This is a genomic window from Dyella sp. NPDC103356, from assembly GCF_055584465.1.
The window spans coordinates 732,841-746,010 of sequence record NZ_JBVJLZ010000001.1 but is presented as its reverse complement, the minus strand read 5'-3'; the positions used below and the strand labels follow the sequence as shown (position 1 = coordinate 746,010).

The window sequence follows — 13,170 nt, the reverse complement described above, 5'->3', positions numbered from 1 at the left end:
GTGCTGGCGGGTACGGATAATCCGCCATTGTCCGTTTTCGAAGCGATTGGGGCAACGCGTGCTGCAACATGCCAAAACAGAAAGGACTTGCAAACGTTTCACGTCTGACAGCGATAATCGGGCCAAGCCTGCAAGGAGAGCTTATGAATACATTGCCGCCGATCGCCGACCTGGATATGCGCCGCGCCAGTCTTTGCCAGCTGTTGCACTGGCTGGCCGCCGGGCGCGTGCAGCCGGAGCCCTTGGCCGAGGTCTACCAGGACGCCATCGAACGGATCAACCCGCAGCTCAATGCCTACCTGGATGTCATGCCGGGATTGGTGCAGGAGCAGGCGCGGGCAGCGCAGCATCGCCGTCGCGACGGGGTGATCGGGCGCCTGGACGGCATCCCGATCGCGCTCAAGGACAATTTCGACGTCGCCGGCTGGCCCACCCGGGCGGGTCTGGCCGGGCGGACACAGCCGGCCCAGGACGACGCCCACGTGGTCTCGCGCCTGCGCGCCTCCGGTGCTGTCCTGCTGGGCAAGACCAATATGGACGAGGGCGCCCTGGGCGCTGCGACCGACAACCCGCATTACGGCGCGACCCAGCATCCCTACCGGCACGGCTATTGCGCCGGTGGTTCGTCCGGCGGTGCGGCCGCTGCGGTGGCGGCCGGCCTGGCGGTGGCTGCGGTCGGCTCGGACAGCCTGGGCTCGATCCGTATCCCGGCGAGCTATTGCGGCGTCTTCGCGTTGAAACCCACGCATGGGGAAATTTCCACGCGTGGCATGGTGGCGGCAGCACGCCGACTGGATGCCGTCGGCCTGCTGGCTCGCAGCGTGGACGACCTCACCGTATTGCTGCAGGTCCTGGCCGGCTACGACGCCGATGACGCCCGATCGCGTCGACGCCGGGTGGCGTTCTCTCCGCCCGATTGGGAGCCGGGCAACCTGCGTACCGGCCTGCTGGGTGATCTGGCGGGTGTCGGGGTGCAGCCTGAAGTGATCGAGGTGTTCGAGGCGGCGTTGGAAAAGCTGCCACGCGAGCTTGGTGAGCGGCGCACGGTGGATTTCTCGGACTGGAATTTCGCCCGCACGCGGCGCGCCGGCTTGCTCTTGATGGAAGCGGAGATGCTGGGCACGTTCGCGGCCGATCTGGAAAGCGCAGGGCCATCAGTGTCCGATCGCTTTCGTAGCATGCTCGGTTACGCAGCGACGAAGAGTGCGGCGGACTATGCCGTGGCCGATCGTGTGCTCGATGCGGCGACCTTGAAGATGCGACGCCTGTTCGCGCAGGTCGACGTACTTGTGATGCCGACCACGCCGCAGGGTGCGTTCCCGCTGGGCGAGCCGGTGCCGGACTCGCAAGCGGATCTGACCAGCTTTGCCAGCCTCGCCGGTTGCCCGGCGGTGAGCATTCCTATGGGTACGCTACCCAACGGCCTGCCTATCGGCATGCAGTTGATCGGTGCGCGTGGTTCGGATTTGCGCCTGCTCGAGCTGGCCGCTGTCTGCGCCATGACTCTGGACACCGAACCGGTGTATCCGGCGATAGCCTGATAGTGGATTTGTTCGGCCAGTCGCGTGGTTCGGCCTGGGAGCGTATCGAGCTCCCGGGTGCCGACTTGCGCTGGATGCCCCACTGGCTGGCACCGGATGAGGCGAGCCAGTGGCTGGCTGATTTACGTGATGCGATTCCCTGGGAAGTTCATCGGATTCGCATCTTCGGTCGCGAGGTCGACTCGCCGCGCCTGAGTTGCTGGATCGGCGATGCGGATGCCAGCTATACCTATTCGCGCACCCGGTTCGAGCCGCATGCGTGGACGGCACCGCTGAGCACGTTGCGCGAACGTATCGAGGCGGCCTGCGCAACTCGTTTCAACAGCGTGCTGGCCAACCTCTATCGAGATGGCAACGATTCGATGGGCTGGCATAGCGACGATGAGGCGGAGCTAGGATCCCAGCCAGTGATCGCCTCATTGAGCCTGGGAGCGGCACGCAGCTTCAGATTCCGCTCGCGCGACGACAGGCGGACGGTGCGTTCGCTGGAACTGCCGTCTGGCAGCTTGCTGTGCATGGCCGGCAACACACAGCGTGTGTATCAGCACGATTTACCGAAACGGCGCGGCCTGGGCGATGCGCGGCTGAATTTGACGTTTCGTCATATAGGGCCGCGCAGTTAAGGGAGTTCGAAAGATCACTTCCTAGTCGTCATCCCGGCGGAGGCCGGGATCCATTCCTCAACGTCGATGCTTGCCACATGTTTCCTGACAAGTCGGAACGGAGGCATAGATCCCGGCCTCCGCCGGGATGACGAAAAACCGGGGCTACTGGCTTTTCGAAATACTCTGCTGCAACGTCCAATCCACGACTTGCCGAGCTAGCGCATCATCAGCGCGGCCAAACGCCGCAACCACCTCGGGCACGGCCTTGCCAGTCACCGGTTCGGCCACCTCGAAACTGCGCGCCGCGACAATGCGCATCCCGTTGGTGCGGACCAGTTGCGCGTCGTAGCGGATCACCACCGTCGGCTGCCCGTTTCGATATTCGGACTGAAAGGCGCTCAGGCTGCCGGTCAGGCTGATATCGGCCTGGAGCGCCGCATCGTCGTTGCTCAAGGCATTGATGCGGCCATCGTCGCGAAATGCATCGACCAGGCGGTTGCGGAACAGCACCGTGCCGCTATCGCTCCACCGCGCCCCTTGATACACGCTGAAGACATCGCCCTCCGGCAGCACCACGATGCGTGGGCTATCGATCATGCGTCCGGCCTGCGGCGTATTGATGCGCAAGGACCAATGCACAGCGTCGCCCTGGGCGTGGGGCAGGGGCGATGCGGGCAGGCGATAGATGCTCGGCGTTTCGGCCTTGGGCAGGACCGAACAGGCGGTAATGCATGCGAGCAGCAGCGGGGCGACGATGCGGGGCATCTTCATGGCACAAACTCCTTGCTGCGGTCGCGGCCAAGCAGGTAGCCGGCCGGGTTTTCGTCGAGGCGACGGGTAATGCCGCGTAGCGAACCGGCGGCGTCGCGCAGTTCGTGCACGGCTGGGCCGAGTTCGTTCAGGCCTTGCAGGCCGCCATTCACCGCATCGCGGTTGTCGTTGAGCAGCCGGTCGATATTCGCCGTGGCGCGTTCGAGCGAGGCCATCGCATTCTTTGCGCTGTTGAGCGTCTCGCGTGCCGGGCCGTCGATCAGGCCATTGGCATTGCTGGCGAGCTTTTGCGACTGCTCCAGCGTCGCATTGGCCTGCTTGCTGGCGATGGCCAGCTGGCGCAACAGCTCGCGGATATCCTCGCGCTGGTCGGCAATCACGCCGGTGGCCTTGTCCAGATGTTCCAGCGTGTTATCGATATGCGCCATGTTGTCCGTCGAGAGCAGCTTGCTCACCCGTGCCACGACCTCGTTGATATTGGTCATCAGGTCTTCGCCGTTGGCTAGCAACTGGGTCAGCGGCGAGGGATCGGCCACGATGATGGCGACGGACCCGTCCGGTGCCGTCAACGGCGGATTTCCAGGTGTGCCACCGCTCAACTGGATGATCGCCACGCCGGTGACGCCGGTGAGGGCGAGCTTGGCGCGCGTGTCCTGCAGTACCGGCGTATCGCCGCGCAGGCGAATACGCGCCAGCACGCGACGCGGATCGGCCGGGTCGAGCTTGAGATGGGTGACGGAGCCGACCTTGATGCCGTTGTATTGCACCGCGCTGCCTTGCGACAGGCCGGTGACCGCCTCGTTGAAGACGATGTCGTATTCCTCGAACTGGCGGTCCGCGCTGGATTTGACCAGCCATAGCGCGAACAGCAGCGCGGCGGCGACCACGATCACCGTGAAGGCGCCGATCAGGACATGATGTGCGCGGGTTTCCATCTCACTTCACCTCGTGCGTAGAGCCATCGGCATGCCGCTCGGCGGCATCGATGGCGGCACGGCCGCGCGGGCCGTGGAAATAGGCTTGCACCCAGGGATCGTCGTTTTGAGCGACCACCTCCAGGCGGTCGCATACCAGCACCCTTTTCTGCGACAGCACGGCGACACGATCGCAGGTGGTGTAGAGCGTATCCAGGTCGTGTGTGACCAGGAACACGGTAAGGCCGAGCGCGTTGCGCAAGGTCACGATCAATTGATCGAAAGCCGCCGCGCTGATCGGATCGAGGCCGGCGGTAGGCTCGTCCAGGAACAGAATCTGCGGATCGAGCGCCAGAGCGCGGGCCAGTGCCGCGCGCTTGATCATGCCGCCGGAAAGCTGCGCCGGATACTTGATTTCCGTACCCAGCGGCAGGCCTGCCAGGGCCAGCTTTACGCCGGCCAGATGGGCGGCATCGTCGCGGCTCAGGTGCGCATGTTCGACCAGCGGCATGGCAATGTTTTCGCCCACGGTCTGTGACGAAAACAGGGCGCCGTTCTGGAACAGCACGCCGAACTGGCGTTCGACCCGGGAGCGCTGCTCCGGTGGCAGCGACAGCAAATCCTGTCCGAACACATGGACGCGGCCGAAGGTGGGGCGCTGCAGGCCGATGATGCTGCGAAGCAGGACCGACTTGCCCGTGCCGGAGCCGCCGACCACGCCAAGTATCTCGCCGCGTCGCACATCCAGATTCAGATGTTCATGCACGACCTGGCTGCCGAAGCGATTGGTCAGGTCGCGGACCTGGATGACGTCCTGCACGGCGTTCGCGGGCGCGGCGCTCACCAGCCCATCTCCATAAAGAACAGTGCGGCCAGAGCGTCGACCAGGATCACCACAAAGATGGACTGCACCACGCTGGAGGTGGTGTGCTCGCCCACCGACTGCGCGCTGCCGGCTACCTTGAAGCCCTCCAGGCAGCCGATCACGCCGATCAGGAAGGCGAAGAACGGTGCCTTCACCATGCCGACCAGAAAATTCCGCACGGCGATATCTTCCTTGAGCAGCGACAGGAACATCGGCGGCGAAATACCCAGGGTCACCGCGCAGACCACGCCGCCGCCGATCAGGCCAGCCATCATCGCGATAAAGGTGAGCATCGGCAGTGATATCAGCAGTGCCATCACACGCGGCAATACCAGCAATTCGATCGGGTCCAGGCCCATCGCGCGGATCGCGTCGATTTCCTCGTTGGCCTTCATCGAGCCGATCTGCGCGGTGAAGGCGCTGGCGGTGCGTCCAGCCATCAGGATGGCGGTCAGCAGTACGCCGAACTCACGCAGGAACGAAAAGCCGATCAGGTCGACCGTGTAGATGGTGGCACCGAAATCGGCCAGCACGGTCGAGCCGAGAAAGGCCACCACCGCGCCGACCATGAAAGTCAGCAGTGCGATGATTGGCACCGCATCCAGCCCGGTCTGCTCCATATGCGCGACCAGTGGCGTGACGCGCCAGCGTTTGGGACGTGGCAGGGTCCGCGCGATCGTTTCCAGGGTCAGGCCGATAAACCCGAGCAGCTCGATCGTCTGTTGCCAGAATTTCTCCACCGCCGCGCCGATGCGTTCGAGTACATCGACGGTGGACGATCGTTTGGGCGGTTTGAGCGGCTTGCAGTAGGTATCCAGCGCGTTGCCGACTGTCTGCAGCAGGGCGCGTCGGGCCGGTGTCATCGTAGGCGCTTCATGGGCGAGATCGGCCATTCGCTTGGCGCCCAATAGAGTCACCAGCAGGTAGGCGCCGGCAGTATCGAGTGCGCCGAGCCGGTCCAGATCGACGGCGATGTCATCGCGCAGCTCACCTTTGAGCGCAATGACCCTCTGTTCGAGGGTGGCGTAATCGGCAAGCGTCCAATCCCCCGCGATCCGCAGACAGGGCGGCTGGGCCGTGACATCGAGATTGGCACTTCCCGTCGCGGTCGATGTGCTCATGAATCGCGATATTACATGGGAGATGGCCGATGTTTGCGGGCTATCGAAAGAAATCTGAAGACCCGCCGTCCGGTGCAGAGGGCCTGGCGGTGTATGGGAGGCGGTTTTCGGCTAAATTTCACTTTTATGGCTGCCGGCAGCGGCCCTCTCATTCGATATAGCGAAACTCCTATGTTCTCCATGTCACGGCTTGATGCATTGGAAGCCGAAAGCATCCATATTTTCCGCGAGACCGCCGCGTCCTTCCGGCGCCCTGTGATGCTCTATTCGATCGGAAAGGATTCCTCCGTATTACTGCATCTGTTGCGCAAGGCGTTTTTCCCGGCGCCACCGCCCATGCCTCTGCTGCACGTGGATACGACCTGGAAGTTCCGCGAGATGATTGCGTTTCGCGACCAGGTTGCATCGAAGGGCGATGTGGAGGTGCTGGTCCACATCAACGAGGACGGCGTGCGTCAGGGAATTTCCCCCCTCACGCATGGATCGGCGGTGCATACCGACATCATGAAAACCGTTGCGTTGAAGCAGGCCCTGGACAAATACGCATTCGATGCGGCGATCGGTGGCGCGCGTCGCGATGAGGAGAAATCGCGCGCGAAGGAGCGGATCTTTTCGTTTCGAAATGCCCAGCATCGCTGGGACCCGAAAAATCAACGTCCAGAGCTCTGGAACAACTACAACACGTTTATCCAGAAAGACGAAAGTGTGCGAGTGTTCCCACTTTCCAATTGGACCGAGCTGGACGTCTGGCACTACATTCGGCGGGAAAATATTCCCGTCGTTCCTTTGTACTTCGCCAAGTCCAGGCCGGTGGTCGAGCGCGATGGCGCGCTGATCATGGTAGACGACGAGCGCTTCACGTTGCGCGATGGTGAGCAGATACAGATGAAGGAAGTCCGGTTTCGCACCCTTGGCTGCTATCCCCTGACCGGTGCCATCACCTCGCAGGCTGATACGCTGGACAAGATCATTGATGAGATGAGCATGTCGCGCAGCTCGGAGAGGCAGGGGCGAATGATCGATAACGATGCAAATGCCTCGATGGAGCGCAAGAAGCAGGAAGGTTATTTCTGATGACGACGGTCGATGCCAATCAGGGCAATGGCACTCAAGTGTCCGGTCTGCTTCGTTTCATTACGTGCGGAAGCGTCGACGACGGCAAGAGCACATTGCTGGGTCGGCTGCTTTACGACGCAGGCATGCTGCCCGACGATCAGATAGCCGCGCTGGTCCGCGACAGTCGAAAGCTGCATGCGGACGCCCCTGACGTATTGGATTTTTCCCTGCTTACCGATGGCCTCGATGCCGAGCGCGAGCAAGGTATTACGATCGATGTGGCGTACCGCTATTTCCATACCGCGAAACGCAGTTTCATCGTGGCCGATTGCCCGGGACATGAGCAGTACACCCGGAACATGGCCACGGGCGCGTCGCAGGCCGATCTTGCGCTCGTCCTGGTCGATGCGCGCAAGGGACTGCTGCCTCAGACGCGTCGCCATACATATATATGTGCGTTGCTGGGAATTCGTCGGATTGTTCTGGCCGTCAATAAGATGGATCTGGTCGATTACCGGCAGGACATCTATGACGGCATCGTACGCGAGTACCGCCAGCTGGCCGACCAGCTCGGCATCGTCGACATCGATTGTCTGCCTACGGCGGCGCTCAACGGCGACAATGTCGGCAGCCGCTCCCGCCTGACGACGTGGTATGACGGCCCCAGTCTGTTGGAAATCCTGGAGACGGCATCGATCGCGATTCCCCAGCCAGGGGAGTTCCGCATGCCCGTGCAGTGGGTCAATCGCCCGGATGCATCGTTCCGCGGCTATGCGGGCACCATATGCGGGGGAGAGATTGCGGTAGGTGATGTGGTCGTCGTACAGCCCGCCATGCGTCAGGCTGCCGTGGAACGCATCGTCACTGCCGATGGCGACTTGCAGCAGGCTTCCGTTGGCCAGGCGGTCACTCTCACCCTGGACCGTGAGATCGATGTCAGTCGTGGGGATGTTATTGCCAGCGCGACCAAGCCTGCCCCGATAGCGGACCAGTTCGCGGCACATCTGCTCTGGATGGGTGACGCCCCGCTGCTTCCCAATCGTACGTATTGGCTAAAGGTCGGGGCGCGGACCGTCAATGTCCGGGTCACCGCCATCAAGCACAAGGTGGACGTCAATACACAGGCCAAGCTGGCCGCGAGCAGGCTCGATTTGAACGAAGTCGGGTACTGCAACATCGATCTCGATCACGCCATCCCTTTCGAAGCGTATAAAACCAATCACGCCCTGGGCGGCTTCATCCTGATCGACCGGCAGAACCATGCCACCGTGGGCTGCGGCATGTTGGACTTCGCGCTTCGCCGCGCTTCCAATGTGCACTGGCAGCACATCGATCTCGACAAGCAGGTCCGCAGCCTGAGCAAGGGGCAGCAATCCCGGTGTTTATGGTTTACCGGGCTGTCCGGGGCGGGGAAATCCACGATCGCGAATCTGGTCGAGCGACGGCTGCATGCCCTGGGCTATCACACCTATCTGCTCGATGGTGACAACCTTCGACACGGACTGAACAAGGATCTCGGTTTCACCAACGAGGCGCGTGTGGAGAATGTGCGTCGAGTGGCGGAGGTGGCGCATCTGATGGTGGATGCCGGCCTGATCGTCCTCGCCTGTGTCATCTCCCCGTTCGCGAGCGAGCGGAGGTTTGCACGCGACCTCTTTGACGAAAACGAGTTCGTGGAGGTGTTCGTCGATACGCCGCTGGACGAGTGCGAACGACGCGACCCCAAGGGTCTTTATCGAAAGGCCAGGGCCGGCGACATCGCCAATTTCACGGGCATCGATTCGCCCTATGAAGTGCCTGAGCACCCGGAAGTGCGTCTGGTGGCCGGCGGCCGTCGTGCGGAGCAACTCGCGGAAGAGGTGGTTGCGTATTTGCTCGAGGGGCAAACCAGACATGGGGGCGACGTGGCTCAATAGCCCACGCCTTCACGCATATGACGGCAAGGCTTGGATTGCCGCCGCCCGGCGGCGATAATCGGTGACTTTCCCCAGAGCACGTCGCCATGACCGATAAGACCGTACTCAACGAGACCCACCGCGCCCTGGGCGCGCGCATGGTCGATTTTGGCGGCTGGGACATGCCGATCAACTACGGTTCGCAGATCGAGGAACATCACGCCGTACGCCAGGACGCCGGCATGTTCGACGTTTCGCATATGACCGTGATCGACCTGCACGGCGACGGCACGCGCGATTTTCTGCGGCATCTGGTGGCCAATAACGTCGACAAGCTGAAGGTGCAGGGCAAGGCCCTGTATACCTGCATGCTCAACGAGCACGGCGGCGTCATCGACGATCTGATCGTGTATTTCTTCGACGAGGCACACTTTCGCCTGGTCGTGAACGCGGCCACGCGTGCCAAGGATCTGGCCTGGATCCAGCAGCAGGCGGCGGCGTTCGGCATCGAGGTCAAGGAGCGCCCGGACTTCGCCATGATTGCAGTGCAGGGCCCGCAGGCCCGTGCCAAGGTGCTCGGCCTGTTGCATGACATCGATCGTCCGCGCATCGAGAAGCTCGGCAAGTTCGCGGCGGCCGCGGGCCAGGGTCCGGGCGGCATGCCGCTGTTCGTGGCGCGCACGGGTTATACGGGCGAAGACGGTTTCGAGATCATCGTGCCGAACGAGCATGCCGTTGCCTTGTGGAACGCGCTGGCGGACGCCGGTGTTCGCCCGGCCGGCCTGGGCGCACGCGATACGCTGCGTCTGGAAGCGGGCATGAATCTTTACGGCCAGGACATGGACGAGGACGTCTCGCCGTGGGAGGCCAATCTTGGCTGGACGATTGCCCTGGACGAGGGCCGCGATTTCATCGGCCGCACCGCTCTCGAGAAGCAGAAGACCGAGGGTGTAAAGCGCGTGATGGTCGGCCTGGTGCTGGATGACAAGGGCGTGCTGCGCCACGGGCAAAAGGTCCTGACCGCGAACGGCGAAGGCGAAATTCTTTCCGGCAGCTTCGCTCCCACGCTCAACAAGGCGGTTGCCTTTGCACGTATTCCCGTCGGTGAGTCGGGCGATGTGCGCGTGGACATCCGCGGCCGCGAGGTGCCGGTGCGCATCGTGAAATATCCCTTCGTTCGTGACGGCAAGCCGCAACCTGGCATTTGACGTTTCCGTAGCATCCGGCTGTCGCTACAATCGGCCATCATCGTGCCTATCTGCCCCCACAAGCGCTTACCTAGGAGCCCAACATGAGCGAGATCCCCGGCGATCTGAAATTTCTCAAGTCCCACGAATGGGCCCGCGCTGAAGACAGCGGTCTGGTGCGCGTGGGTATCTCCGACCATGCCCAGGGTCAGCTCGGCGACCTGGTCTATGTCGAACTGCCGGAAATCGGCAGCCAGGTGAAGGCGGGCGAAGGTGCTGCCGTGGTGGAGTCGGTCAAGGCCGCTTCCGACATCTATTCGCCGGTGACGGGCGAAGTCGTCGAGATCAACGAAGAGCTCAACGACAACCCGGAAACCATCAACGAAGACGCATTCGGCAAGGGCTGGATCTTCGCCGTCAAGCCCAGCGACCGTGCTGAGCTCGACGAGTTGCTGAGCGCGGACGAGTACGCCGAAGTGATGGAAAACGACGATCACTGAGCGTTTTCCGGCACTCCGTTTTACGGACGGCGGTCGCTACGGCGACCGTCGTTTTTTATGGTTCGACGCGCCGGTGAATGTGTATTCGGTGGCATGCACGAGTCGATTTTTCTGTTGCGGCGGTACCGCTTTTTTGTCGCATCGATCGGCTTGAAGAAGGTGATTTCGATCGCGCCGATGTGGATGGATTTGCGTCCACATCGACCACTCGACGAGAGCGAGATGGGGGTGCGAGCGTTGGTGTCGAACCGTGCTTCGACCCTTTCAGCGGTCGATTGAGGGGTGCTGAAGGCCCTTCGGAAGGGTGCTCCGGAAATTTTTTTTTCGGGTCTCTCAGTCGACTTTCGTTCATCCAAATCGGCCGGTCCGACGGTGTCGCCGGCATGGTTTTGGATGATGTGTTGATCTAGTTGATATGCAAGGAAAATAATTCCTTGCCGTGCTTAAAACTACTTGTTTTTAGGGGTTTTTGGCGTTTTTGCGTGTTTTTATCAATTGCGTTTTTAGCTGTATGGACGTCCAAACGAAAATGCCTCCGGAAGGCCGCGAACCCTTGTGGGGCAGGGCTTTTGGGGGTGTCACAAGGTAGGTGAAACGCACTGATTTCACAGCTAAAATCAATTGACAGTAGAAATATTCAGGAATAGCTTTCGCTTCAGATCACGGGGAACAGGTGTTATGACGTCATCGAAATTCATCAGGCCTTACGTCGACCACGGAGAGAAAGCCGGCGCAGTACGCAAGATCACGGTCTCGATTCCGTTGCATGTACTGAGGTTGCTGTCCGATGAACGCACCCGTCGCCAGGTGAACAATTTAAGGCACGCCACGAACAGCGATCTGCTGGTTGAGGCGTTCCTGCACGCTTTTACTGGGCAACCACTGCCAACTGATGAGGAGCTGAGACGAACTATGGCCACTGCCAAGAAAGCCACCAAGAAAGCTGCAAAGAAAGCCACCAAGAAGACCGCCGCTAAGAAGTCGACTGCAAAGCGCCCGGTCGCCCGTAAGCCGGCTGCCAAGAAGGCCGCCAAGAAGACTGTCCGCAAGACCGCGAAGAAGGCCGCTGCAAAGCGTCCTGCCGCTGCCAAGAAGGCTTCGGTGAAGAAGGTTGCGGTGAAGAAGGTTGCCAAGAAGGCCGCCAAGCGCACCGTGAAGAAGGCCGCTGCTGCCAAGGTGGTCAAGGCCACCCGCGCCGCCAAGGCCCCGAAGGCTGCCAAGGCCGCCAAGAAGTAATTCAAGCAATTATATAAGACTCGATTTTCTCTCCCTGCGGTGCCCAGCGCAGGGAGTACTTCGAAAGTGATTCGTCCCGGCCCATGGTCGGGACGCTTCGTTTCCGGGCTTCGGAAACGTAAGAAAAATTCTTATCCGCCCGTTAGATGGCGCCGTACATAGCGTGAATCCCTTTCGATGGACTGTGACGGGTCTGGCGATTTGCCGTGCTGCTGCTTTGCGGGTACCTTTCTCACTATCCGCGCCGCGGTGGCCTGGGGAGGCCTCCGCTCCTGGATTCACAGGGGGAAAAAGCGCGGGTATCTGGTTCAGACTTACGCGAGAGACCATGGATACCCGAAATATTCGTCATGCGCGTCGCTACGCGCGCGGGGCTATACGCCCTGTCGCCATCGCCATCGTTGCGGTTGTTGCCTTGTTTGCCGCATGCGCCTGGTTCCTGATCATCAAGCCGCACGAAGACCTGGTGATGTCCGACTCCGGCGGTCATCCGTCGACGCCGGTCACGGCCAGCAAGGTTGCAGCACCGGCGCCAGTCAATGTCGGCGCGATGAGTCTTAACGAACTGCTCGCCGAAGCCCGCAAGGCGATGAACGAGCAGCGGATGCTTACCCCGGCCGGCAACAACGCATTCGAGTTCTATCTGAAGGTGCTGGAGAAGCAGCCCGGCAACCAGGTGGCCGTCGATGCGCTGCGCGAGACCTTCCCGTTCGGCGCGAACTCGGCCGAGCAGGCGATCAACCAGCGTGATTTCGGTGAAGCCCAGCGCCAGATCGATCTGCTGGCCAAGGCCGATCCGGCCAACTACACATTGACGATTCTGCGTTCCAAACTCGACGCGCAGCGCAAGCTACAGGATCGTGAACAGCAGTTGGCGTCCGATAAGGAGCGTCAGCAGCAACTGGCTGCGCAGAAGGCGGTGACGGACAAGGCCGAAGCCGACCGCGTGGCTGCCGAACAGCAGAAGACGGCATTGGCCGAACAGCAGCGCGCCGCGCAGGCGCGTGCGGCACAACAGGCTGAGGCGACGCGTCAGCAACAGCAGCAGGCAGCAACCCAGACGGCCAGTACCGGTGGTGCCAGCGCGGGTGAAGGCGGTGGCTCCGGCACGCATGGTCCGGTGTTGATCAAGGGTGGCCAGCCGCGTTATCCGACGGCAGCCATGCGGTCGGCGCAGGAAGGTTGGGTGGAGGTGAGCTTTACGATCTCGCCTGAAGGCACCGTCGGTAATGTGAAGGTGCTCGACGCACAGCCGCGCCACGTATTCGACCGCGCGGCGATGGACGCAGTGAGCCGCTGGAAGTACGAGCCGGCGACGCAGGCGGGCACGCCGGTGGCATCGGACCGGCAGCAGCGGATCGAGTTCAAGTTGAACTAATCAGGTCGGTGTGGGGCTCCCTTTCGGGGGCCTCGAATCACCTCGGTTTTTCCTATCGTCATCCCGGCGAGGCCGGGACCCAGTGGCATCAATTTTCAGTT

The 13,170-nt window shown here is 61.7% G+C and carries 12 protein-coding genes; 8 read left to right on the top strand and 4 right to left on the bottom strand.

The window, feature by feature from the left end; genetic code table 11:
* The first annotated feature begins 143 nt into the window (after nt 1-143).
* Both ACZ6WW_RS03220 and ACZ6WW_RS03215 read left to right on the top strand, forming a co-directional pair.
* Nucleotides 144-1,541 carry an amidase gene (locus ACZ6WW_RS03220; protein ID WP_465272929.1) on the top strand — a complete coding sequence of 466 codons (1,398 nt, stop codon included), beginning with the start codon at nt 144-146 and terminating at the stop codon, nt 1,539-1,541.
* 74 nt (nt 1,542-1,615) lie between these two features.
* A complete protein-coding gene (locus ACZ6WW_RS03215) occupies nt 1,616-2,164 on the top strand; it encodes an alpha-ketoglutarate-dependent dioxygenase AlkB family protein (RefSeq protein WP_465273016.1) in 549 nt (182 codons plus the stop codon).
* A gap of 144 nt (nt 2,165-2,308) precedes the next feature.
* Here ACZ6WW_RS03215 and ACZ6WW_RS03210 read toward each other — a convergent pair whose 3' ends face one another.
* Genes ACZ6WW_RS03210 through ACZ6WW_RS03195 form a run of 4 tightly spaced genes read right to left on the bottom strand, consistent with a single transcriptional unit; the run spans nt 2,309 to nt 5,817 of the window.
* Nucleotides 2,309-2,917, bottom strand: a complete 609-nt coding sequence (locus ACZ6WW_RS03210) for an ABC-type transport auxiliary lipoprotein family protein (protein ID WP_465272928.1) — start codon at nt 2,915-2,917, stop codon at nt 2,309-2,311.
* Nucleotides 2,914-3,852 carry an MlaD family protein gene (locus ACZ6WW_RS03205; RefSeq protein WP_281852063.1) on the bottom strand — a complete coding sequence of 313 codons (939 nt, stop codon included), beginning with the start codon at nt 3,850-3,852 and terminating at the stop codon, nt 2,914-2,916. Before ACZ6WW_RS03205 ends, ACZ6WW_RS03210 begins: the two co-directional genes overlap by 4 nt.
* 1 nt (nt 3,853) lies before the next feature.
* Nucleotides 3,854-4,678, bottom strand: coding sequence for an ABC transporter ATP-binding protein (locus ACZ6WW_RS03200; protein ID WP_465273015.1), 825 nt, complete (start codon nt 4,676-4,678; stop codon nt 3,854-3,856).
* Complete coding sequence (locus ACZ6WW_RS03195) at nt 4,672-5,817, bottom strand: MlaE family ABC transporter permease (RefSeq protein WP_465272927.1); 1,146 nt, start codon at nt 5,815-5,817, stop codon at nt 4,672-4,674. Before ACZ6WW_RS03195 ends, ACZ6WW_RS03200 begins: the two co-directional genes overlap by 7 nt.
* Nucleotides 5,818-5,943: 126 nt before the next feature.
* On the opposite strand from ACZ6WW_RS03195, the gene cysD reads away from it, so the two are divergent.
* The 6 genes from cysD to ACZ6WW_RS03165 all read left to right on the top strand — a co-directional run bounded on the left by cysD (nt 5,944) and on the right by ACZ6WW_RS03165 (nt 13,069).
* Complete coding sequence (gene cysD / locus ACZ6WW_RS03190; protein ID WP_465272926.1) at nt 5,944-6,891, top strand: sulfate adenylyltransferase subunit CysD; 948 nt, start codon at nt 5,944-5,946, stop codon at nt 6,889-6,891.
* Nucleotides 6,891-8,789 carry an adenylyl-sulfate kinase gene (gene cysC, locus ACZ6WW_RS03185; RefSeq protein ID WP_465272925.1) on the top strand — a complete coding sequence of 633 codons (1,899 nt, stop codon included), beginning with the start codon at nt 6,891-6,893 and terminating at the stop codon, nt 8,787-8,789. The genes cysD and cysC overlap by 1 nt, the downstream gene beginning before the upstream one ends.
* An 86-nt stretch (nt 8,790-8,875) precedes the next feature.
* Nucleotides 8,876-9,976 (top strand): glycine cleavage system aminomethyltransferase GcvT, encoded by a 1,101-nt coding sequence (gene gcvT, locus ACZ6WW_RS03180; protein WP_465272924.1) that lies wholly within the window; start codon nt 8,876-8,878, stop codon nt 9,974-9,976.
* Between the two features lie 83 nt (nt 9,977-10,059).
* Nucleotides 10,060-10,455: a glycine cleavage system protein GcvH gene (gene gcvH, locus ACZ6WW_RS03175; protein WP_465272923.1), complete on the top strand. Its 396-nt coding sequence runs from the start codon at nt 10,060-10,062 to the stop codon at nt 10,453-10,455.
* A 678-nt stretch (nt 10,456-11,133) separates the two neighbouring features.
* Nucleotides 11,134-11,691: a met regulon transcriptional regulator MetJ gene (gene metJ / locus ACZ6WW_RS03170; protein WP_345781789.1), complete on the top strand. Its 558-nt coding sequence runs from the start codon at nt 11,134-11,136 to the stop codon at nt 11,689-11,691.
* 328 nt (nt 11,692-12,019) lie between these two features.
* Entirely contained in the window at nt 12,020-13,069 is a 1,050-nt protein-coding gene (locus ACZ6WW_RS03165; protein WP_281852069.1) for an energy transducer TonB, read from the top strand.
* Nucleotides 13,070-13,170 lie beyond the last annotated feature (101 nt).

Coding starts and splice junctions, on each gene's coding strand:
- cysC (WP_465272925.1), top strand. CDS start 6,891: ATGACGACGGTCGATGCCAATCAGGGCAATGGCACTCAAGTGTCCGGT.
- ACZ6WW_RS03165 (WP_281852069.1), top strand. CDS start 12,020: ATGGATACCCGAAATATTCGTCATGCGCGTCGCTACGCGCGCGGGGCT.
- gcvT (WP_465272924.1), top strand. CDS start 8,876: ATGACCGATAAGACCGTACTCAACGAGACCCACCGCGCCCTGGGCGCG.
- cysD (WP_465272926.1), top strand. CDS start 5,944: ATGGCTGCCGGCAGCGGCCCTCTCATTCGATATAGCGAAACTCCTATG.
- metJ (WP_345781789.1), top strand. CDS start 11,134: ATGACGTCATCGAAATTCATCAGGCCTTACGTCGACCACGGAGAGAAA.
- ACZ6WW_RS03195 (WP_465272927.1), bottom strand. CDS start 5,817: ATGAGCACATCGACCGCGACGGGAAGTGCCAATCTCGATGTCACGGCC.
- ACZ6WW_RS03205 (WP_281852063.1), bottom strand. CDS start 3,852: ATGGAAACCCGCGCACATCATGTCCTGATCGGCGCCTTCACGGTGATC.
- ACZ6WW_RS03215 (WP_465273016.1), top strand. CDS start 1,616: ATGCCCCACTGGCTGGCACCGGATGAGGCGAGCCAGTGGCTGGCTGAT.
- ACZ6WW_RS03220 (WP_465272929.1), top strand. CDS start 144: ATGAATACATTGCCGCCGATCGCCGACCTGGATATGCGCCGCGCCAGT.
- ACZ6WW_RS03210 (WP_465272928.1), bottom strand. CDS start 2,917: ATGAAGATGCCCCGCATCGTCGCCCCGCTGCTGCTCGCATGCATTACC.
- gcvH (WP_465272923.1), top strand. CDS start 10,060: ATGAGCGAGATCCCCGGCGATCTGAAATTTCTCAAGTCCCACGAATGG.